This window comes from Bacillus sp. LNXM65 (assembly GCF_002998575.1).
Lineage (GTDB): Bacteria > Bacillota > Bacilli > Bacillales > Bacillaceae > Bacillus.
Map to the genome: position 1 here is coordinate 176,337 of NZ_PVRB01000003.1, position 21,825 is coordinate 198,161.

Consider the following 21,825-nt stretch of genomic DNA (forward strand, 5'->3'; position numbering starts at 1 on the left):
TTGTAATGGCGATCGATACTACAGAAACAGGTTTTGAGACAAATATCGAATTAGCATTAATCGCGAATGGCTATAAAAAGCGTGTGTTAGAAGGTGAGGCAAGTAGTTCTTTCAAGCAGCATGCAATCGACGTAGAAGAGCTATTTGCTTTTTTAGAAGATACGCAGGAAAAGCGGATGCGTACGTTAGAAAAATCGTATGGCCCTACTTATAAAGAACAAGTGTTAAAGCGCATTAAAGGTCAGCTACATAAACAAGGTTTGATTGAATGTTTACGTAAAGGGATTAAAGACCGTGGTGTCACATTACAACTTGCGTATAACCAGCCACCCACTGATATGAATAAAACATTAAATCAGCAGTATAGGAAAAACCGTTTTAATGTTGCTCGCCAAGTGTTTTACAGTGATAAGCATAACAATAGCTTAGATATGGTGCTGTTTTTAAACGGTTTACCTCTTGTAGTGATGGAGCTGAAAAATCCATTAACAAATCAAACAGTTGAAGATGCGATGAAACAATTAAAGAATGATCGTGATCCACGTGAGCAGCTATTTAAATTTAATGAGCGTGTTGCTGTTTACTTTGCCGTTGACCCCGATGAAGTGTTTATGACAACAAAGCTTGATAAAGGCAAAACTTACTTCCTCCCATTTAACAAAGGCAATAATGGCGGGAAAGGCAATCCGTTAACTTATGGTGACAACTATCGGACGCATTATTTATGGGAAGACATTTTAGTACCTGATAGCTTACTCGATATTATATATCGCTTCATCTTTATTAAGAAAGACGACATTAAAGATTCAAACGGTGAAACAATAGGTGAGCGTCAAATGCTCATTTTTCCTCGTTTCCATCAGCTTGATGTTGTACGTAAGTTAGAAGCAGATGTTGCACAAAAACTTGTCGGTCATAATTATTTAATTCAGCACTCTGCGGGATCTGGTAAGACGAACTCGATCTCATGGCTTGCACACCGTTTAGCTAAGCTACATAACGAGGAAAATGAATCGATCTTTAGTAGTGTCATCGTGATTACCGATCGCCGAGTGTTAGATAAGCAATTGCAAGACGCAGTGTATCAGTTAGAGCATAAAGCAGGAATGGTCGAACCAGTCGATAAAAACTCAGAGCAATTAGCACGTGCTATTAATAGTGAAACACGCATTATTATTACAACGCTCCAAAAGTTCCCATTTATTTTGGAGAAAGTAGCGGGTTTAGAGCGAAAAAAATATGCAGTTATTATCGACGAAGCGCACTCATCTCAAGGTGGTAAAGCATCTACTGCGTTAACAAATGTTCTATCAGATAAGACGTTAGAAGCAGCATATGAGGAAGACCGCATTGCCGAAGAAAACTTAGCTGATGTAGACGAGAAAATTGTGGAAGCCATTTTGAAAAGTGGGAAACAGGATAACGTATCGTTTTTTGCATTTACAGCGACTCCCAAGCCCAAGACTTTAGAAAAGTTTGGTACGGTTGGTATTGATGGTAAGCCAGAGGCCTTTCATCAATACACAATGCGCCAAGCAATTGAAGAAGGGTTTATTTTAGATGTACTTGAAAACTACACGACGTATAAAACGTTCTGGAAAATTGCCAAGACTGTCGATGATGATCCGGAGGTATCGAAGAAGCAAGCCACCAAAAAGCTTGCTCAATACGTTTCATTGCATCCGCACAGCATTGAACAAAAAACAGAAATTATCATTGAACATTATCGGAATTTTGTACAGCGGAAAATTGGTGGACGTGCCAAGGCAATGGTCGTGACAGCAAGCCGTTTACATGCAGTACGTTATAAAATTGCTTTTGATAAGTATATTCATGAAAAGGGATATAACGATTTAAAAACAGTTGTGGCATTCTCAGGTACTGTAAAAGACGGTGGAATAGATTATACAGAGCCGGACATGAACAGTTTCTCTGAAAAAGAGCTACCTGATAAATTCAATTCAGATGAATTCAAAGTATTGCTTGTAGCTGAGAAATATCAAACGGGATTTGATGAACCACTGTTGCATACGATGTATGTAGATAAGCCATTAAGTGGTATTAAAGCGGTGCAAACTCTATCTCGTTTAAATCGTACTTGCCCAGGTAAAGAGGACACATTCGTACTCGATTTTGTAAATGAACCAGAGGTTATGAAAGCTTCGTTCCAACCATATTACGAATCAACAAGTCTATCTGAAATTACGGACCCTAATATCCTTTATGATATGCAGGCTGATATCGAGCCTCATCAAGTATTTAAGGAAGATGAGGTGCAAAGGGTTAATGAACTTGAAGTAAAAGACGGTGTGAAAAAGTCAACTAAGGCGCAAACAGAGTTAAATGCAATTCTTGACAAAGGTGTAGAGCGATATAAAAAGCTTTCAGAAGAAGAACAGTTTGATTTTAAACAAGCCGCAACAAAATTTATTCGTACGTATAGTTTTGTGCTACAAGTTGTAACATTTATTGATCTAAGCTTACACAAGCAATATATTTATTTAACATACTTGTTGCGTAAACTACCTCGTACAACTGGTGATAAGGATGTTTATTTAGCTGATGATATCGCACTTGAATATTACCGCAATCAAAAAGTATTCGAAGGAAGCATCGAGCTGGAAAAAACGGGAGGCATTGAACTTGATCCACAGAAGCATGGTGCTGGTGGTGTAGCTGAAGATGAGAAGGTGCGATTATCAAGCGTGTTAGAAAAGTTAAATGAGCGCTTTGGTACACAATTTACAGAAACAGATTTTCTTTCTCGTGAGCAAGTGAAAGAGGACATGTTGAATGATGATGATCTTCGTCAGAAAGCGAAAAACAATACAAAAGAAAACTTCAAATTTGCTTTCGAAAAAACATTTATGAATTTTGTTATCGACAGAATGAGTAGCAATCAGGAGTTCTTTATGAAGATTTTAGAGAACGATGAATTTAAGTCGTATATTATGGAAGACATGTTAAATGAGGTATACGGAGAAGTGAATCGATGATGATTCTATCGCAATATCTGTCTAAGTCCTATAAGAAAAAAGATGACGGTCCGTCATCTTTTTTTGTAGTAATCACTGTTCAGTTTTTTGAGAAGGTTTAAGGAATCGAATAAACAAAGGGCTAACTACGAAAATAGCTATAATGAGTAGAAGTTTATTTGATATAAATTTCATAAACGTTGTATTAATGATATACAATGAAATGAGTAATAAATAACATACTAAGAATAGTAAACCAGACTTTCTTTTTTGAAACGGTTTATCTAAAAGAATGAGCATAAATAAACCTGCCATGATTATGATGAAGGTCATTTTTTTACCTCCCTATATTTATTGTGGGAATACACCAGATGGAACTGCTGCATAACCTAATCCGGTAAATCTTATTCTTACGCCATGTCCTTCATGTTCATCTTGAATCATTTGACCAAAGCCTACAAGCCCTCCACCTATTACTCCAGCAATAGAACTAGCTAGTTGAGTAGGAGGAACCGGTATGAATCTAGAAATGGCTGCGATTCCACTAGTAGCGCCTCCTCCAGCTTTGAAAGACTGATATAAAGATCTGGTCTCATTGCAATCAAAGTATAAGTTATATCCCCACCAATAAACATTGTGACCGTTCTTCCCGCATCCTTTAGATAATGTTGATACCTTATGATCAAGTGAATTAGTGTTAGATTCATCTAGCATTTTAATACTAAAATCAGGTTGAATAACAGCTTTCTTTTCAAGTACTAATTGGTTACTATACTTAAGCCACGCTTTTACTTCTTTAATTATTGAATGATCTAGATTCAAATCAGTATAATTTGACTTTAAAATAAGTGTTCCTTTTTTAGATAAATATAGATATGACTCTATCTTCTTTATGTCTTTCATACTTACCTTTGTTTTTTTAACATCTTTTTGTTCAGAATGAAGTGGTTGATTTTGTTCAGAGTTGTTAACATCTGATTTTTTTTCTTCCGCAGAGCCTACATTGGAAAAACCCGTTGTGGATATGATAATTGTTAACAAGCCTATCAATAGTTTAGAAAACTTTCTACGATTGTTTTTCTTCATTAAATTTTCCCCTTCCATTTAATGTTGTCATCATTGTACTGCAAATAAAATATGGTGTGGTCATTATTATAAAAAAGGGTAAAAAAGTAGGTTTTATATTGAGCTGGAAGTTAATTTTCGGCGATTTTTTAATTAGTTAAAAAGGTGCCTTAAGACCCTTGTGGGATGTGTTGTAAAAAAAGAAGAATAGACAAATGTCATAAAGAGTTTAAAAAACCTCCAACCAAATCAAAATCACATCTTCCCATTTATGACTTCCTCATATATAGTAAGATTAGACTAGTTCTAAATAACTGAAATTGGGGCGTTTACATGGATTCGATTGTTTTACATTTTATTGTGATCATGAGTGTTTCTGGCATTCTGTCCGTGATATTATCAATCATTGCTCATGCGAACCGCCGCCGGTATATTGGCTGTCAATTGTTTATGTACATGTCTGGAGCAACTGCGATTTATATCTTTGGGCACACGTTTGAATTATTGGCAAGTACACCTGGACAGATCATGTTCTGGGTTTGTTTTCAATACATAGGTCTTCCGTTCATCGCACCCTTCAGTCTGATGATTGTGCTGCAATTTACGGGATTCCATCAATATTTCACAAAGCGCCGCGTGCTTCTCATCTTACTGATTCCAACTCTCACCACCATTATGGTGTTCACCAACTCTTTTCATTCACTCTTTTATCGTAGCATCACGATGAATCCAGTAGACGGTTTTTTATTGGCTGATTTTACGATTGGCTATTGGTATATCATTCATGGCGTCTATACATTTGGCTGTTCGATGCTCGCTATTTTTATGCTGGTTTGGTTTTTACGTGTCACAAAAAAAGAATATTTAAAGCAGATCCTCATTCTGCTAGTGGGAATGTTTCTGCCAATCACGACATCTTTTATCTATTTATTAGGCGTTACGCCTCTTCACATTGACCCGGTCCCTGTGGTGATGTTTTTAACCAATGCACTCTACTTATGGGCGATTATGTCGTTCCAGCTCTTTAAGCTCTCTCCCATTGCAATGGAGCGTGTGTTTGAGCATATGTCTGAAGGGGTTCTCATTTTAGATCGATACCGGACACTCATAGATTACAACCCCGCTGCTGCATCGATCATTCCAGCACTTTCTAATAAAAAGGGGATTGGCTTTAAAATTGACGATATTTTCTCAGGGATCATCAAAGATACCGCGTTCATTCAGTGGCTGCGTTCTCCGCAGGATCATTCGCAATATGATTTAATGTTTAAAAGGGAAAAAGATCATTCCAGCTATTATCACTTGACCGCATCGTCCCTATTTAATAGAAGAGGAGAGATCGAGGGCAGGCAAATTGTGATCAGTGATGTAACAGAGCAGCGTTTGCTGCAGGAAGAGCTGGAGCGTCGTGCGTATATTGATGGGTTGACGAATATCTTCAATCGTTCTTCTTTTATTGAACGAACGCAGATGATCTTGGAAGAGGATGCGCAGGATACGGCGATCTTGCTGTTTGATATTGATTTCTTTAAACAAATCAATGACACGCATGGACATCATATTGGAGACGAGGCGCTGCGTCATGTTGTCACCATTTGTCAGCAGCATTTACAGATGGACGATTTATTCGGACGATATGGCGGAGAAGAGTTTGCTATTTGTCTGCCGCATCATTCATTTGAAGAGGCATGTCATATTGCGGAGCGAATGAGACATTCGTTTGAGACGAGTTTCTTTGAGACTGATGAGGAAAAAGTGCGAGTGACAGCGAGCTTTGGAATCGCTCATACAGCTTATGATCCAAATGTATTAGAAACTCTTCTATTTGAAGCGGACCAAGCCTTGTATATGTCAAAACGCCAAGGGCGCAACCGGATTTATGCGTCAACTGGAGCGGACTATATGCTGTATGAAGAGCATGATCTACCGCCAGCTTCTCATTGACTGTTGTCCTGACATTCGATATGATAAACATAACATTTGAACGGTTTCCTAAAGGGGAGTAGCTTTTACGGTTTGGTCGTCATTACAGAAACTCACGTTGTTTCTCGGCCATTCCGGCATGAACATGTTAGCCAGACCTTTGCCTATCACACATGAGGCAAAGGTCTGGCTTTTTTAAGGTCTTATTGCATCTGTGTGATGGGGGAGCGGGACAAATGATGTTTTCAATACCGCAGATGAAAGGATGATCGATCTTGAAAAAATATGTGATCTCTTTGTTATTTTCGGGCACGCTTGTATTAAGTGGATGCTCCGGTTTGCTTGACCAAGTAAGTGATACAACGACATATGTCACAGAGGCAAATGAGTATGTGACGGACATTCAGCAATTTACGGAGGACTTTCCACAGCTCGCAGAAGAAGCTGTAAAAAACGCCGCCAAAAAAGCAGAATTAACCCAGCAGCTTGAATCATTGAAAGCAGACATTCAAGAATTTAATGAACTGACAGCACCAAAAATAGCAGAAGACCTGCATGTGCAGATCATTGAAAAAAATAAGGTGCTGTCAGAGGAAATTCAAACGTATTTACAGCAATTGAAAGCGGACAACATCGACGTTGCTGCTATGCTTGAGGACCAGCAAGGGTTGATCAAGCAGCTTCAGCAGTCCGTCAATCTATTGCAGGACATTGAACAATTAACAAACTAAGGCAAACACTATAGAGTGTGTTCAGCATATCTTTGCCTTTTCCGGTGAAGATATGCTTTAATTTAAATAAAAACAAGTCTTATTAGAAAAAAGGTGATCACATGACAGAACATGAAGAAAGACATATGGCTTCGCCTAGAGCCGAGAAGGATAAAGATCAATTGATCAATCGGTTGAAACGAGTGGAAGGACAAGTGCGCGGGATTCAGCAAATGATTGAAAACGATCGTTACTGTATAGATGTTGTCAATCAAATCTCCGCTGTCAATGCGGCTTTGAAAAAAGTCAGTCTTCAATTGATGGAAAAGCATACACATCACTGCGTAGCGGATGCCATTAAGAGCGGCAATGGGGATGAAGCCATTGAAGAGTTAATGAACGTCTTTACGAAACTGGCAAAATCGTAGCACATTAAGAATTATTTATGTTTACATCGATACCCTACTAGGGTATAGTAAGTTGTAGTAAATGATTGAAGGAGGCGATGAGAAGTGGAACAAGCAACACTTCAAGTGCAGGGCATGTCTTGTGGACATTGCGTGAAAGCAGTCGAAGGAAATGTAGGAGAATTAACAGGTGTTGAATCGGTGAAAGTCCATTTAGACAAGGGACAGGTGGATGTTTCATTTCATCCTGATCAAGTCACGTTACACCGAATCTCTGATGTGATTGAAGAACAGGGATATGATGTCGTATAAATGATATACGTGCTGCATGTGTCAGCGCGTATTTTTTTCAAAAAAAGATACCCCTATGGAGTATGTGGAGAGGTGAGATCAATGAAAAAGGAAATCGACTTTCAAATTACGGGGATGACCTGTGCTGCCTGTGCAGGACGCATCGAAAAGGGATTGAACAGGCTGGAAGGTGTGGAGGATGCCAATGTGAATTTAGCTCTGGAAACATCTCACATTGTGTATGAAACAGAACAACTAACACCAGATGATCTGAAGCAAAAAATTCAATCCTTTGGCTACGGTGTGGTGATGGAACAAGCAGAGTTTGATATAGAGGGAATGACGTGTGCGGCTTGTGCCAACCGAATCGAGAAAAAAATTAACCGGATGGATGGTGTTGATCACGGATCTGTGAACTTTGCGCTTGAGACACTTCAGGTCACGTATCACCCTGGCCAAACGTCTACAAGTGATATAAAGGAGGCGGTTCAGTCCATTGGATATTCTTTAATTGAACCAGCTGCAGACGAAGCAGAAGAAGGAAAGAAAGATCATCGCCAAGCAGCAATAGAGAAGCAGACGGCACGCTTTTTATTTTCAATGATCCTGTCACTGCCGCTTCTTTGGGCAATGGTCAGCCATTTTTCCTTCACGTCTTTTATTTGGCTGCCAGAAGCGTTCATGAATCCATGGGTTCAGCTGGCTTTAGCAGCGCCGGTTCAATTCATTGTCGGCTGGCCCTTCTATGTAGGAGCATATAAAGCTTTACGTAATAAAGGTGCCAACATGGATGTTCTTGTCGCACTTGGGACATCAGCAGCGTTTTTCTATAGTTTATACGAAAGCATTCAGTCAGCGGTTCAAGGCACACATGAGGCAGCCCTCTATTATGAAACAAGTGCTGTGCTTATTACGTTGATCGTGCTCGGAAAATTAATGGAAGCAAGAGCAAAAGGGAGATCATCAGAAGCGATTCAAAAGCTGATGGGCCTACAAGCGAAAGAAGCGGTCATCGAGCGAGATGGAAAAGAGATGACCGTGCCTATTACCGAAGTAAAAGTGAATGATCTTGTGTTTGTCAAACCGGGGGAAAAAGTGCCGGTAGATGGAGAGATCGTGGAGGGAACAACCGCAATTGATGAGTCCATGATTACGGGAGAAAGTCTGCCTGTTGATAAAACGGCTGGTGATGCGGTCATCGGGGCAACCATCAATAAAAATGGGTTTATGAAAGTGAAAGCGACAAAGGTTGGGAAAGAGACCGCCCTTTCACAGATTATCAGAGTCGTAGAACAAGCACAGGGCTCAAAAGCACCGATTCAAAGGATGGCAGATCAAATATCAGGGATATTTGTTCCCATCGTTGTAGGAATTGCTGTGCTCACGTTCCTGATATGGTTTTTCCTTATTGACCCAGGAAATGTGACGTCAGCCCTTGAAACGTTTATCGCAGTCATCGTCATCGCATGTCCGTGTGCGCTCGGTCTTGCCACACCAACCTCTATAATGGCTGGCAGCGGCCGTGCAGCTGAATCAGGCATTTTGTTTAAAGGCGGGGAGCATTTAGAAGTGACCCAATCACTTGACACGGTGGTTTTAGATAAAACAGGGACTGTGACAAAAGGGGAGCCGAGTCTGACAGATGTGATGGTATCTGACAATTGGACAGAAGATACGCTGCTTCAGCTAGCAGGATCGGCAGAACAGCAGTCGGAACACCCGCTTGCCAGAGCGATCACAGACGGAATGAAGGAACAAGGTCTTGAAGCGGTCGAGATCGAAGCCTTCCAAGCAGACCCAGGCCATGGAATTGAAGCAAAGGCCGCAGGACACAAGCTTTTGATTGGAACGCGTAAGCTATTACAGAAACATCATATCCCATATGATCAAGTCGAAGCATCCGTCACACTACTGGAGCAGCAAGGGAAAACGGCTATGCTTGTCGCGATTGACGGCGAAGTCGCCGGCATTGTCGCAGTGGCAGATACGATCAAATCATCCTCACCTCAAGCTATCAAGCGTCTGAAAGAGCAAGGGATTCACGTTGTGATGATGACAGGTGATAACAAGCTGACGGCAGAGGCGATTGCGAAACAGGCGGGCATTGATCATGTCATTGCGGAAGTCCTGCCTGAGGAAAAGGCTGCTCACATTGCGGCGCTTCAGGAACAAGGAAAGAAAGTCGCCATGGTCGGAGATGGCATCAATGATGCCCCGGCTCTTGCGACAGCGAATATTGGGATGGCAGTTGGAACAGGGACAGATGTTGCCATGGAAGCAGCAGATATCACGCTCATGACAGGAGACCTCCATGCCATTGCAGATGCGCTTGAATTTAGTAAAAAAACAATGAGAAACATCAAGCAAAATCTATTTTGGGCGCTTGCTTATAACTGCATTGGGATACCGATAGCTGCTTTTGGACTTCTTGCGCCATGGCTTGCAGGAGCAGCAATGGCCTTTAGCTCCGTGTCGGTTGTATTGAATGCGCTCAGATTGCAGCGTTTGAAACCGGTTAGAGAGGGAGTGGCACAATGAAGCTGAATGTCAAATGGATTTGGACGATTAGTGCATTGTTCTATGTTGCTCTTGTTCTTATTGGATATGCTATGTATGATGAATTTTATCAAGAACCGCCAAGTGAACAAATGCAACATCATTAAGACTTCGCCAAAAGCGAAGTCTTTTTTTAACAATTTTGTGGAAAAACCCACCTTTTAAAAGATTTTTCATAAAAAATTCACTTCTTTTTGTTCCTTTTTGTCGTTTTTTGTAGGTTCATCGTTAAGATGCGATTAAGCAACAAAGAAAGCGTTATCAAAAAAAGGGGGTTCACGTATGAAAAAGTTAGGGTTAGCTTCTCAAATACTCATTGCACTTGTTCTGGGTGTTATCGTGGGAGCGCTGTTTTATCAAAATGAAACCGTTATTAATGTGTTAACGCCGATTGGCGATATATTCATCCATTTAATTAAAATGATCGTTCTTCCAATTGTTATTGCTGCGTTGATTGTAGCAGTAGCTGGTGTAGGGGATATGAAAACCATCGGAAGACTCGGCGGAAAAACCATTCTTTACTTCGAAATTGTGACAACGATTGCATTAGCAGTGGGACTGCTTGCAGCAAACGTCTTCCATCCTGGTACAGGAATTGACATGAGCAACATGGAAAAAGGCGATATCTCTAAATATGAAGAGACATCGAAAGCTTCTTCCGAAAAAGCGAGTTTCTCTGAAACCATTGTGCATCTAGTGCCAACAAACGTTTTCCAATCCATTGCAGAAGGTGATCTATTACCAACGATCTTCTTTACAGTCTTATTCGGATTAGGAATTGCCGCAGTAGGAGACAAAGGGAAACCAGTATTAGGATTCTTTGAGGGTATACTCGAAGCCATGTTCTGGGTGACCAATAAAGTGATGAAGTTTGCACCATTTGGTGTATTCGCGCTCATCAGTGTGACGGTGATCAAATTCGGGGTCGGAGCGCTTCTCCCGCTAGGTAAACTGGTACTTGTCGTTTACGGTACAATGGCATTCTTCGTCATTGTCGTACTTGGCATTATCGCAAAATTAGCTGGAACAAGCGTCTTTACACTATTTAGAGTGCTAAAAGAAGAAATCATTCTTGCATTCTCAACAGCAAGTTCAGAAGCTGTACTGCCTAGACTTATGGATAAAATGGAGAAGTTCGGCTGCCCGAAAGCGATCACGTCGTTCGTTATCCCAACAGGCTACACCTTTAACCTAGATGGAAGTGCCATCTATCAATCCATTGCCGCCATATTTGTTGCACAAATGTACGGCATGCCGCTTTCCATCTATGAGCAAATTACGTTACTATTAATCTTGATGCTGACATCTAAAGGAATGGCTGGTGTACCAGGTGCATCAATCGTTGTTGTCATCACAACACTTGGTGCAATGGGACTGCCGCTTGAAGGACTTGCCTTCATCGTTGGGATCGACCGTATACTTGACATGGTTCGTACAACTGTTAACGTATTTGGTAACTCACTTGCAGCCATTGTCATGTCTAAGTGGGAAAAAGTTTTTGATCAAGAGAAATCGAAGAAGTATATTGAGGAATTAAAACAACAAACAAAAGCAGCGTAAAAGGAGATCTTTTCAAATGACGAAGCTACAGGACAAGCAAGTTCGAATCGAACGAGACTTTCTAGGTGAAAAGGAAGTAGACACTCAAGCGTATTATGGAATTCAAACATTACGTGCAGTAGAGAACTTTCCAATTACTGGCTACCATGTTCATGAGGAACTCATCAAAGCATTAGGGATTGTCAAAAAGGCAGCCGCACTTGCAAATATGGATACAAAGCGACTATATTCTGGTCTTGGAGAAAAAATTGTTCAAGCCGCAGATGAGGTTATTGAAGGAAAATGGAACAACCAATTTATTGTCGATCCAATTCAAGGCGGGGCTGGCACTTCAATGAATATGAATGCCAATGAAGTCATTGCAAATAGAGCGCTTGAACTACTAGGAAAGGAAAAAGGCGCTTATACTGAGCTAAGTCCAAACACGCATGTGAACATGTCGCAGTCAACAAACGACGTTTTCCCAACAGCGATTCATATTTCAACATTGAATATGATTGAAAAACTACTTTATACGATGGAAAACATGCATCAAGTCATGACGGAAAAAGCGCAGGAATTCGATCATGTCATTAAAATGGGGCGTACGCATCTTCAGGACGCTGTTCCAATCAGACTTGGTCAAGAGTTTAGTGCTTATGCAAAGGTTCTTGCTCGTGATATTAAACGTATCAAGCAGTCTAGACAGCATTTATATGAAGTTAATATGGGAGCAACAGCAGTCGGAACTGGCTTAAATGCTGATCCTAAATATATTCGCCAAGTGGTTGGCTATCTATCTGACATTAGCGGATTACCGTTAGTTGGAGCAGAAGACTTAGTCGATGCCACGCAAAATACGGATGCTTATACAGAAGTATCAGCTGCACTGAAAGTATGTATGATGAATATGTCCAAAATGGCGAATGATATTCGCTTGATGGCATCAGGTCCAAGAGCAGGCTTTGGTGAGCTTCACCTGCCGCCGAGACAGCCAGGTTCATCTATCATGCCAGGGAAAGTTAACCCAGTAATGCCTGAGGTCATGAACCAAGTGGCATTCCAAGTGATCGGAAATGACCACACGATCTGTCTTGCATCAGAGGCTGGTCAGCTTGAACTGAACGTCATGGAACCAGTTTTAATATTCAACTTACTGCAATCTCTCAGCATGATGAAAAATGTATTCGAATCCTTCGTGGACAACTGCTTGCGTGATCTAAAAGCAGATGAAACAAGATTAAAAGAATATGTAGAAAGAAGTGCTGGTGTCATGACAGCGGTGAATCCGCATATTGGTTATGAAGCTGCTGCACGAATTGCAAGAGAAGCGATTCTTACAGGCGCATCTGTACGTGAGCTTTGTCTGCAAAATGATGTGTTAACAGAAGAAGAGCTTGACGTCATCTTGAATCCTTTTGAAATGACCAAACCAGGTATTGCTGGCGCATCACTTTTAGAAAAGGATCGTTTAGAAGATTAAGCGGCATCATGAGAAGCGCACACCGACAAAGTTCCGGTGTGCGCTTTTTCATGGATGTTTGTTTTTCTCAAGCTCACATAGTATACTATCGTCAATTATTAGGGATGTGACTGCGTTTGAATCTACTAAAAAAATGGCTGAATACAGAGCCTTATTTAATTGTGATGCTCATTGTACTGACACCGATTGGCGGAGAGTTTAAATTTTATCCATTTGAGGACAGCTTTCGGGTCAGCTTTGGAACCGTTGTCTTTTTCTTTATCCTGCTTCAAATGAAAAAATTCCCGGCATGGGCAAGCGGTATTATTGCAGGGGTATCTGTTTTTGCGTTTCGCGTGCTTCTTGATACAGCCGTCACAGGTCATCTTCCGCTGGAAGAGGCGGTTTCATTAAGATTTCCTTCCCTGCTTTATTATGTCGTCTATGGCACGCTCTTTTATTTATTACAGGTCAGACGTTTCCGCGATCAGCCTTGGCTGATTGGTGCGACAGGCATCATCATGGAACTGTGTGCGAGCGTTGTTGAGATGATTGCACTTCGTGGCACCATCGATGAAATTTTAACGATGCGGACGCTGTTTCAACTTTTTGTTTTGGCGATTTTCAGAAGCTTTTTCGTGTTGGCTTGTTATACAATGATTCGATTATATGAAGAGCAGGCGAGAGAGCGTCAAATGAAAAAGGAAAAGGAACATCTGCTGATGCTTCTGTCTAACCTTTACACGGAATCTACATATTTTCATAAAACACTTGCACATGCTGAGCACATTACAGCGACATCCTATCAATTGTATCAATCCCTGCACCACGCAAAGGATACAGAATCATTGGATTTGAAAAAGCTCGGAAAAACAGCCCTGCAAATTGCAGGAGAGGTACATGAGATCAAAAAGGATAACCAGCGGATTTTTTCTGCATTATCAAAGCTGATTCATGAAGAAAATTTCCAGGCTTATGCAAGTCCTGCCCATATTGCTGGGCTTGTGATTCGTATCCATGAAAATTACGCAGAATCTCTTAAAAAAAACATTGTCTTTCATTATGATGAAGATGGGCAGCATCCCGCCTATCACGTGTATACCATTCTATCTTTGTTAAATAATATCGTTTCCAATGCTGTCGAAGCCATTCCAGTGGATGGAGAGGTGTCACTCTCTATTTCACAGAAAGAGAACCAGGTGATCTTTCAAATCAGTGACAACGGGCCTGGCATTAAAGAGCGTAATCATCATGTGATTTTTAAACCCGGTTTTACTTTAAAATACGACCAGGCTGGGAATCCATCAAGCGGTATCGGGCTTTCCTATGTGAAGGATACAGCGGAGAAGCTTGGCGGAAGTGTTGAGATGAAGAGTATCCCAAATAAACAAACGATTTTCACGTTAACGATACCAGTGGATCAAGTCAGTAGAAAAGAGGGGATTGGGAGATGAGATTTTTTATTGTTGATGATGATGAAGCCGTGCGTTCTTCACTGGCTCAGCTCATTGAAGATGAAGAGCTTGGCATTGTCGCAGGGGAAGCAGAGGATGGCGCAGAGTTAACGGCAAGCTACTTAAATGATTTGCACATTGATATCTTATGTATTGATCTATTGATGCCGGAAAGAGACGGTCTTGAAACGATTCGAGCCATTAAGGATGAGTTTCATGGGAAATACTTAATGCTGTCGCAGGTAGAAACAAAGGAATTAATCGGCCAGGCGTATACGCTTGGTGTTGAGTATTATGTGACAAAGCCAATCAATCGTGTAGAGGTCTTAAGCGTGCTCCATCTCATGATTGAACGTCTTCATTTAGAGCATTCAATTGAAAACATTCAGCACTCACTCAAATCCGTCATGCAGTTTCAGCAGCGCGGTCAGACGAAAACGAAGCAGCGGGGGAAAAGTCTTGCAGAGGCAGGTCAGTTCTTGCTGGCGGAGCTTGGGATTGTCGGTGAGAAGGGGTCTAAAGATTTATTAGATATGATTCTCTTCACAGATCAGTATGTAGCGCTGCATACCGATCATCACGATTCCTTTCCTTCTTTAAAGATCATTTTTACCGGAATCACGGAGGATAAATTAAATGAGCCGTACACATCAGCAGACATTGCAAGAGAAGCGAAGGCAGCGGAACAGCGGGTAAGACGTGCGATCAACCAATCTTTGAAACACATCGCATCACTTGGGTTAACTGATTTTTCTCATCCAACGTTTGAAAATTACGCATCTAAATTCTTTGATTTCACCATCGTGCGAAAGAAAATGAGTGAATTAACAAAAGAGACGAGCGGTAGAGAAGAACATACTCGTATCAATGTGAAGAAATTTGTGCAGGTGCTCTACTATGAAGCAAAACGTATTTTTATGGAAGATTAAAAAAAGACATGCTCCCTCATGAGGGAGACATGTCTTTTTTGGTGATCGATTGCAGATGCATCTGCAGCACGGAGCGTAAGAGCTCAGGCGGTAAACGATGAGGCTGCAAGATTCCATTCAATGCAAGCCCATTGATGACCGCATAAAGCCGCTCAGTTTCGACTAAAAGATCGATATGATCAAGCAAAAGCCCATCCTCTTTTAATTTCATTAAACAATATTGGGTCGTTTGGAAAAGCTCGTCATACATCTTTGCATTGAGCGGCTGTAAATCTGGTTCAGTCAGCGACTTGACTGTAAAAGCCTGCCACACCTCCATTTCAAATCTTCGTTCTTCATCAAGTGGAAGAACCTGTTCCAATAACGCGAGGACATTTTCTTCCGTTGAACCATTAAGCTGAAGTCCTGTAATACGCTCTTTGACTCTTTCCTGAATCAATGTCATAGAGAAAAGAAATAACTCTTGCTGTGTGGAAAAATAATGACGCATAGAGCCCGCTGAAATACCAGCTTCTACCGCTACTTTTCGTACAGAAGCGTTTTCCAATCCATCCTGTTTAATCACTCTCATGGCAGCTTGAGCGACTTTTTGTTTTTGTTTATGGTGATCGACGATTTTTGGCATACATTGATTTTAGCACAGCTATTGTTTTTTTAACACAGTTGTGTTATTTTTATTTAATACAATTGTGTTAAAAAGGATGTGGTGAAAATTGGTCGGGTTATTGATTGTGGCATGTGAAATTGGTTTTTGGCTGTTTATTCTGGTGGGTTTAACACTGCGTTATGTATTTAGACAGAAAAAGTGGGGCGCCTTCTTTCTGGTCTGTACGCCGATTTTGGATCTAATCCTTCTTGCGGCTACTTATATGGATTTAAGGCAAGGGGCTGTGGCGAGTGTCATCCACGGGCTTGCGGCTGTTTATATTGGGGTGAGTCTCGCCTTTGGACATCAAATGGTGAAATGGGCAGATGCTCGGTTTGCTTATCGATTTGCAGGAGGCCCTAAGCCGAAGGGAAGACCTAAGTACGGGAAGGAACGGTCAGTGTATGAAATGGTCAGCTGGACGCGGCATTTCGTCTCTTATGTCATCGGAGCTGGTCTGCTATTTGGTTTATCCTATCTCATACAAGCACCAGAACGAACGGAATCACTGATGCAGCTCGCCGGTGTGTGGGGGATGGTCTTAGCCATTGATTTCGTCATTAGCATTAGCTATGTGATCTGGCCGAAAAAACACCCGCAAAATATAGCCAGCTAATAAAAAAGACAGGCGAAATCACTCCGCCTGTCTTTTCTTATGATGAAAGCCCTTTGTAAATGGTGTCAATATTCCATTTCATCATCTTATAGTAGCTGTCTCCGTCTTCACCTTTCTTTCCAATAGAGTCAGTGAATACTTTTCCTTTAATCGGAACCCCGGTTTCCTCAGATAGGCTTTCAAGGCTGCGTTGATCGACACTTGTTTCAAGAAAGAGCGCAGGCACTTGATGATCTTTGACAAAATGAATGATGCGCTTCATCTGTCCAGGTGTTCCTTCATTTTCTGTGTTGATCTCCCAAATGTAGCCTGCTTTCAGTCCATAGGCATCTGCAAAATACTTGAAGGCTCCCTCACTTGTCACAAGGAGCTTTTTGTCTTTTGGCAGCTGATCAAACTTGTCTTTTGCTTCATCGTGAAGCGCTTGAAGCTTTTTGATATAGGCTTCTGTATTTTTTTCGTAATCCTCTTGATGCTCAGGGTCCGCTTCAATAAGCGCATCCCGGGCATTTTGAGCATAAAGAATCCCATTTTCGACATTCAGCCAGGCGTGGGGGTCCTGCTGGCTTTCGAGTCCTTTTGAAGACAAGTGCTTTACTTTGACGCCTTTACTTAGTTCGGCTACAGGTGCATCATCCCCATCCTTGCCACTCGATTCGAGCAGCTTTTGAAACCAGCCGTTCCCTGTCTCAAGGTTTAAGCCATTATATAGAACAAGGTCTGCATCCGTTGTATGCTGAACATCCTTTGGCAGTGGGTCGAATTCATGTGGGTCTGTACCAATGGGAACAATGCTGTGAATAGAGACGTGCTCTCCGCCTACTTCCTTCACAATGTCATAAAGAATGGAGTAGGTCGTGACGACTTTTAATGTGCCGTCATCTTTGCCGGAATTATTTTGTTTAGTAGAACAGCCTGCGATGACCACAAGGGCAATGAATACTGCGATCAAACGGATTGCAAATACCTTCTTCATATATGTCCTCCTTTTACATAGACGCTTCCTTTTTTAGCTGCGTTCGTTTTCGTTTAGAATTTAATGATCTCCATAGAATTCCTTGCTTTGGTGAAAAGATAAAGGCACTCCCGAATAAAATGGTCGCGACCAGCACGATAGAAGCGCCAGACGACAAGTTATACGTAAAACTAAGCCCAAGTCCCACGACGGCAGAAACTGCACCGAAAAAAGCAGATAAATAAATCATGATCCATAGCCGGTCTGTTAAGAGATAAGCAGTGGCTGCCGGCGTAATAAGCATGGCAACGACAAGAATAATCCCAACAGTTTGCAGTGACGCAACGGTCACAAGGGTCAACAAGGTCATGAGAAAATAATGGATCATTCGATTCGGTAAACCGTAAACCGAAGAAATGACCGGATCAAATGAACTAATGAGCAGTTCTTTGTAGAAAACGATAACAGCCAGCAGGATAAAAATGCCGATGCCAAGTGTAATCCACATATCAGATGACCGAACAGCTAGGACGTTTCCAAACAAGATATGATATAAATCACTGGAACTTTTCAAAAATGTGATAAAAATGATTCCGATTGAGAAAAAGGCGGTGAAGACAATGCCGATGGCAGAGTCATTTTTAATGCGGCTGTTTTGACTCACGTATCCGATCCCAATCGCTGTTAACACTCCAGTTAAAACGGCCCCGAAGAAAAAGTTAATTCCCAGCATATAAGAGATGGCGACACCTGGCAACACTGCATGCGAAATGGCGTCTCCCATCAGGGCCATGCCCCGTAAAATGATAAAGCAGCCAATGACCCCGCAAATAATGCCTACCATGACGGATGTAAATAACGCTTTTTGTAAAAACGCATATTCAAAGAGTCCGGTTAAAAATTCCATTACACGTCTCCTCCTGCTGTTTTTAAGAATGGTAGCTGCGTTTCATATGCCTCCAGCATGACCTCTGGGCGAAGGATGTCGTGTACAGGTCCAGCTTTGATGAGTTTTTTATTTAACAGAACGAGGTGGCTGAAGTAATCATCGGCTTTACTTAAATCATGATGGACAACCAAAATGGTTTTTCCTTCATCCCGTAATTCTTGCAAAATGCGAACCATCGTTTCTTCACTGGCCATATCAATCCCAACAAACGGTTCATCCAAACAGAAGAGCTGTGCGTTTTGCGCAAGTGCTCTTGCAAGGAAGACACGCTGCTGCTGACCGCCGGATAACTCACCAATCTGTCTTTTGGCAAAGTCCTGCATACCGACCTTTTCTAAACAGTGGTACGCATATGCCCGGTCTTCTTTTTTCGGACGTTTCATCAGGCCAAGCTTCGGATATGTTCCAAGTAGCACGGTATCCAGCACATGAATAGGAAACGTCCAGTCTAGATCATTTCTCTGTGGTACATAGGCGATCTGTTTTCTGACTTGTTTAAAGGGCTGTTCAAAAAAGCGAATATCCCCTTGGTCTTTTTCAATTAAATCCAAACATGCCTTGAGTAAAGTCGATTTACCGGCACCATTTGGACCTATGATTCCTGTCATCGTTCCTTCCTGTATGGAAAGAGAGATGTTCTCTAATGCATCCTGCCCGTGATATGAGACATGAAGACGGTCGATTGTTAAAGCATTTGGCATGTCTTGCGGCCCCTTTCAATCATCATTGCACTTCCTAAAGATATATGCATACATTAAATAATTTTGACTAAAGGATGAAATGATTCTCTAATGCTAATTTGTTTCCTTAGGGAAACTTTTATTTCATTCTAAGTGTATGTCCTTCTTTTGTAAAGAGAAAAGCTGCACTTTTTCTGTCAGAGGTCAAACGATCGTTTTTATGTTATGCGGGGAGCGGGGGACATGAGCTTGGATTATTGAAAATCCATGTGGCAGGATTGGGCATAAAAAAACCAAACATTTGCTTATAAATGATTGACAGCTGATCAGAACTCCTCATATAATAAAGATAATTCAATATATGAATATGTGCTCATATATAATATCCACAGCAGCTGATAGGTTTGATTGAATCAGGGAAGGCTACTTATATAGAAAAAGGTGAGAACATGAAAAAGATGAAGGATGAATACGTATTAAGCGGTCTTGATTGCGGCAACTGTGCACGTAAAATAGAAACAGGTGTCAGCAAAATGGATGGTGTTGAAGCTTGCTCTGTTAATTTTGCGACAGGCACATTGACTGTTACGCATGCAGATAAGCAAGAAACGATGTCAAAGCGCATTGAAAAAACCGTTCAGTCCATTGAACCTCATGTGAGTGTATCATCGAAAGAAGAAGGACATCATCACGATCATGATCATGGGACGAAAAATTTAAAAACGATTGTGCTGAAATTAATTGGCGGTGCAGTCATTGGAACAGCAGCTTTCTTTATACCTGAAGATGGTGTATTAAAGTTCATTATGTTCTTCGCAGCATATTTACTAGTCGGCGGTGATGTGGTTTTTAAAGCGCTGAAAAATATTGTGCGAGGTCAAGTCTTTGATGAGAACTTTTTAATGACGATTGCAACGGTTGGTGCTTTTGTCATTCAGCAATACCCTGAAGCGCTGGCTGTCATGCTCTTTTACCAAATTGGAGAGCTCTTCCAAGGGGCGGCAGTGAACCGTTCAAGACGTTCAATAAGTGAATTAATGAATATACGTCCAGAATACGCGAATCTAAAAGTCGGAAATGAAACGAAAAAAGTAAATCCAGAAGAAGTAAAAGCCGGTGACCGTATTGTCGTGAAGCCTGGTGAAAAAATTCCGCTGGATGGGCTCGTTATCGAAGGCTTCTCGCTTGTTGATACATCCGCATTAACAGGGGAGTCGGTGCCGCGGGATGTAGAAGCGGGAAAAGAAGTTCTTGCAGGATTTGTGAATCAAAACGGTATACTTGAAATTGAAGTGCAAAAAGAGTTAAGCGAATCGGCAGTGACGAAAATTTTAGATTTGGTTGAGAATGCAAGCAGCCGAAAAGCACAGACAGAAAATTTCATCACAAAGTTTGCAAAATATTATACACCGGCTGTCGTGGTGCTCGCCTTATTGCTTGCCTTTGTGCCGCCACTTCTTATTCCATCAGCACAATTGTCTGATTGGGTGTACCGGGCACTTGTCTTTCTCGTGATCTCTTGTCCTTGTGCTCTTGTTGTGTCCATTCCATTAGGGTTTTTCGGGGGAATTGGGGCAGCGTCTAAACGAGGCATCCTTGTCAAAGGCAGTAACTATTTAGAAGCATTGAATTCTGTGAAATATGCGGTATTTGATAAGACAGGCACGCTTACAAAAGGAAACTTTACAGTGACCAATATTGCCACAGCCAGTGACAAGTGGTCAGAAGAAGAGCTGCTTTCTTTTGCAGCACTAGCAGAAGCCCATTCCTCTCACCCCATTGCAGAATCGATTAAAGCGGCGTACAGCTCACCGCTTGATGAAAGCCAGATTGAAGCATATGAGGATATCGCGGGACATGGAATTAAAGCGACCATCAGCGGTTCTCACGTCTTAGCGGGAAATCACCGCCTGATGGAGCGAGAAGGCATTGCGTATGAAAAAGAAAAAAGAAGTGGAACTGTTGTATACATGGCGATTAACGGTGAGTTTGCCGGATCGATCTTGATTGCAGATGAATTGAAGGATGATGCAATCGAGGCCGTTTCTGCTCTAAAAGCGTCTGGTATTCAAACCGTCATGCTCACTGGTGATGCTAAGCAAGTCGGAACTGCGGTCGCCAAGCAAATTGGTATCGACGAAGTACATGCAGAATTATTGCCGCAGGATAAAGTAACGAAATTAGAAGAAATTGATCAGAAAAAAGCGCCTCAAGAAAAACTGTTATTTGTTGGGGACGGCATTAATGATACACCTGTATTAGCAAGAGCGGACATAGGAATTGCAATGGGCGGGCTTGGTTCGGATGCAGCTGTCGAAGCAGCTGATATCGTCATCATGACGGACCAGCCATCAAAGGTAGCAGAAGCCATCGCTGTCGCGAAACGAACAAGAAGGATTGTATGGCAGAATATCGCATTTGCCCTTGGTGTCAAAGGCATTTTCCTATTACTCGGTGCATTCGGTATTGCGACCATGTGGGAAGCCGTCTTCTCGGATGTCGGTGTCACCGTACTCGCTGTTTTAAATGCCATGAGGGTCATGAAATAAAATTGTAAGGAAAATTTCATGAATACCATCTTTCATAATCGACCCCCTCTTGTTAAAATAGAAGAAGTTGGATAATGGCATTTTTCTAAGCTATTATCCTTTTTCTTTTTTAAGGAATG

18 protein-coding genes are annotated in these 21,825 nt (G+C 41.5%); 13 read left to right on the forward strand and 5 right to left on the reverse strand.

Features of this window, described 5'->3' with window-relative positions:
- Positions 1-5: 5 nt before the first annotated feature.
- Positions 6-2,996: a type I restriction endonuclease subunit R gene (locus C6Y03_RS06960; RefSeq protein ID WP_106039072.1), complete on the forward strand. Its 2,991-nt coding sequence runs from the start codon at positions 6-8 to the stop codon at positions 2,994-2,996.
- Positions 2,997-3,326: 330 nt separating this feature from the next.
- On the opposite strand, the gene C6Y03_RS06970 is transcribed toward C6Y03_RS06960, so the two are convergent.
- Positions 3,327-4,061, reverse strand: a complete 735-nt coding sequence (locus tag C6Y03_RS06970; protein ID WP_223260736.1) for a hypothetical protein — start codon at positions 4,059-4,061, stop codon at positions 3,327-3,329.
- A 312-nt stretch (positions 4,062-4,373) separates the two neighbouring features.
- Here C6Y03_RS06970 and C6Y03_RS06975 point away from each other — a divergent pair, with 312 nt between their 5' ends.
- The 10 genes from C6Y03_RS06975 (at position 4,374) to C6Y03_RS07020 (ending at position 15,311) form a co-directional block, all read left to right on the forward strand.
- Positions 4,374-5,984: a histidine kinase N-terminal 7TM domain-containing diguanylate cyclase gene (locus C6Y03_RS06975; protein WP_106039073.1), complete on the forward strand. Its 1,611-nt coding sequence runs from the start codon at positions 4,374-4,376 to the stop codon at positions 5,982-5,984.
- Between the two features lie 254 nt (positions 5,985-6,238).
- Complete coding sequence (locus tag C6Y03_RS06980; protein WP_034660001.1) at positions 6,239-6,694, forward strand: DUF6376 family protein; 456 nt, start codon at positions 6,239-6,241, stop codon at positions 6,692-6,694.
- Between the two features lie 101 nt (positions 6,695-6,795).
- Positions 6,796-7,101, forward strand: a complete 306-nt coding sequence (locus C6Y03_RS06985) for a metal-sensing transcriptional repressor (RefSeq protein ID WP_034659999.1) — start codon at positions 6,796-6,798, stop codon at positions 7,099-7,101.
- An 84-nt stretch (positions 7,102-7,185) separates the two neighbouring features.
- The gene (copZ, locus tag C6Y03_RS06990) at positions 7,186-7,392 is read left to right on the forward strand and encodes a copper chaperone CopZ (protein ID WP_095285778.1); all 207 of its coding nucleotides are present in this window, start codon (positions 7,186-7,188) and stop codon (positions 7,390-7,392) included.
- An 81-nt stretch (positions 7,393-7,473) separates the two neighbouring features.
- A complete protein-coding gene (locus C6Y03_RS06995) occupies positions 7,474-9,909 on the forward strand; it encodes a heavy metal translocating P-type ATPase (RefSeq protein ID WP_106039074.1) in 2,436 nt (811 codons plus the stop codon).
- Positions 9,906-10,034 (forward strand): hypothetical protein, encoded by a 129-nt coding sequence (locus C6Y03_RS19480; RefSeq protein WP_262982397.1) that lies wholly within the window; start codon positions 9,906-9,908, stop codon positions 10,032-10,034. Before C6Y03_RS06995 ends, C6Y03_RS19480 begins: the two co-directional genes overlap by 4 nt.
- A gap of 175 nt (positions 10,035-10,209) precedes the next feature.
- Positions 10,210-11,487 carry a cation:dicarboxylate symporter family transporter gene (locus tag C6Y03_RS07005; RefSeq protein ID WP_003213370.1) on the forward strand — a complete coding sequence of 426 codons (1,278 nt, stop codon included), beginning with the start codon at positions 10,210-10,212 and terminating at the stop codon, positions 11,485-11,487.
- Positions 11,488-11,503: 16 nt separating this feature from the next.
- The gene (gene aspA / locus C6Y03_RS07010; protein WP_060597304.1) at positions 11,504-12,949 is read left to right on the forward strand and encodes an aspartate ammonia-lyase; all 1,446 of its coding nucleotides are present in this window, start codon (positions 11,504-11,506) and stop codon (positions 12,947-12,949) included.
- 116 nt (positions 12,950-13,065) lie between these two features.
- A complete protein-coding gene (locus C6Y03_RS07015; RefSeq protein WP_060597303.1) occupies positions 13,066-14,382 on the forward strand; it encodes a sensor histidine kinase in 1,317 nt (438 codons plus the stop codon).
- Positions 14,379-15,311, forward strand: coding sequence for a response regulator (locus tag C6Y03_RS07020; RefSeq protein WP_066030411.1), 933 nt, complete (start codon positions 14,379-14,381; stop codon positions 15,309-15,311). Before C6Y03_RS07015 ends, C6Y03_RS07020 begins: the two co-directional genes overlap by 4 nt.
- Positions 15,312-15,327: 16 nt before the next feature.
- Here the strand turns inward: C6Y03_RS07020 and C6Y03_RS07025 are convergent, their stop codons facing one another.
- Positions 15,328-15,936, reverse strand: coding sequence for a TetR/AcrR family transcriptional regulator (locus C6Y03_RS07025; RefSeq protein ID WP_106039075.1), 609 nt, complete (start codon positions 15,934-15,936; stop codon positions 15,328-15,330).
- 88 nt (positions 15,937-16,024) lie between these two features.
- Here C6Y03_RS07025 and C6Y03_RS07030 point away from each other — a divergent pair, with 88 nt between their 5' ends.
- Positions 16,025-16,573 carry a hypothetical protein gene (locus C6Y03_RS07030; protein WP_034659988.1) on the forward strand — a complete coding sequence of 183 codons (549 nt, stop codon included), beginning with the start codon at positions 16,025-16,027 and terminating at the stop codon, positions 16,571-16,573.
- A gap of 37 nt (positions 16,574-16,610) precedes the next feature.
- Here C6Y03_RS07030 and C6Y03_RS07035 read toward each other — a convergent pair whose 3' ends face one another.
- Genes C6Y03_RS07035 through C6Y03_RS07045 form a run of 3 tightly spaced genes read right to left on the reverse strand, consistent with a single transcriptional unit; the run spans position 16,611 to position 19,178 of the window.
- Positions 16,611-17,549 (reverse strand): metal ABC transporter substrate-binding protein, encoded by a 939-nt coding sequence (locus C6Y03_RS07035; protein WP_106039076.1) that lies wholly within the window; start codon positions 17,547-17,549, stop codon positions 16,611-16,613.
- A gap of 13 nt (positions 17,550-17,562) precedes the next feature.
- Positions 17,563-18,435 carry a metal ABC transporter permease gene (locus C6Y03_RS07040; RefSeq protein WP_106039077.1) on the reverse strand — a complete coding sequence of 291 codons (873 nt, stop codon included), beginning with the start codon at positions 18,433-18,435 and terminating at the stop codon, positions 17,563-17,565.
- Complete coding sequence (locus C6Y03_RS07045; protein ID WP_106030495.1) at positions 18,435-19,178, reverse strand: metal ABC transporter ATP-binding protein; 744 nt, start codon at positions 19,176-19,178, stop codon at positions 18,435-18,437. The genes C6Y03_RS07040 and C6Y03_RS07045 overlap by 1 nt, the downstream gene beginning before the upstream one ends.
- A gap of 428 nt (positions 19,179-19,606) precedes the next feature.
- On the opposite strand from C6Y03_RS07045, the gene C6Y03_RS07050 reads away from it, so the two are divergent.
- A complete protein-coding gene (locus C6Y03_RS07050) occupies positions 19,607-21,706 on the forward strand; it encodes a heavy metal translocating P-type ATPase (protein ID WP_106039078.1) in 2,100 nt (699 codons plus the stop codon).
- Positions 21,707-21,825: the final 119 nt, after the last annotated feature.

Coding starts and splice junctions, on each gene's coding strand:
- C6Y03_RS06960 (WP_106039072.1), top strand. CDS start 6: ATGGCGATCGATACTACAGAAACAGGTTTTGAGACAAATATCGAATTA.
- C6Y03_RS06970 (WP_223260736.1), bottom strand. CDS start 4,061: ATGAAGAAAAACAATCGTAGAAAGTTTTCTAAACTATTGATAGGCTTG.
- C6Y03_RS06975 (WP_106039073.1), top strand. CDS start 4,374: ATGGATTCGATTGTTTTACATTTTATTGTGATCATGAGTGTTTCTGGC.
- C6Y03_RS06985 (WP_034659999.1), top strand. CDS start 6,796: ATGACAGAACATGAAGAAAGACATATGGCTTCGCCTAGAGCCGAGAAG.
- C6Y03_RS06995 (WP_106039074.1), top strand. CDS start 7,474: ATGAAAAAGGAAATCGACTTTCAAATTACGGGGATGACCTGTGCTGCC.
- C6Y03_RS19480 (WP_262982397.1), top strand. CDS start 9,906: ATGAAGCTGAATGTCAAATGGATTTGGACGATTAGTGCATTGTTCTAT.
- C6Y03_RS07005 (WP_003213370.1), top strand. CDS start 10,210: ATGAAAAAGTTAGGGTTAGCTTCTCAAATACTCATTGCACTTGTTCTG.
- aspA (WP_060597304.1), top strand. CDS start 11,504: ATGACGAAGCTACAGGACAAGCAAGTTCGAATCGAACGAGACTTTCTA.
- C6Y03_RS07020 (WP_066030411.1), top strand. CDS start 14,379: ATGAGATTTTTTATTGTTGATGATGATGAAGCCGTGCGTTCTTCACTG.
- C6Y03_RS07025 (WP_106039075.1), bottom strand. CDS start 15,936: ATGCCAAAAATCGTCGATCACCATAAACAAAAACAAAAAGTCGCTCAA.
- C6Y03_RS07035 (WP_106039076.1), bottom strand. CDS start 17,549: ATGAAGAAGGTATTTGCAATCCGTTTGATCGCAGTATTCATTGCCCTT.
- C6Y03_RS07040 (WP_106039077.1), bottom strand. CDS start 18,435: ATGGAATTTTTAACCGGACTCTTTGAATATGCGTTTTTACAAAAAGCG.
- C6Y03_RS07045 (WP_106030495.1), bottom strand. CDS start 19,178: ATGCCAAATGCTTTAACAATCGACCGTCTTCATGTCTCATATCACGGG.
- C6Y03_RS07050 (WP_106039078.1), top strand. CDS start 19,607: ATGAAAAAGATGAAGGATGAATACGTATTAAGCGGTCTTGATTGCGGC.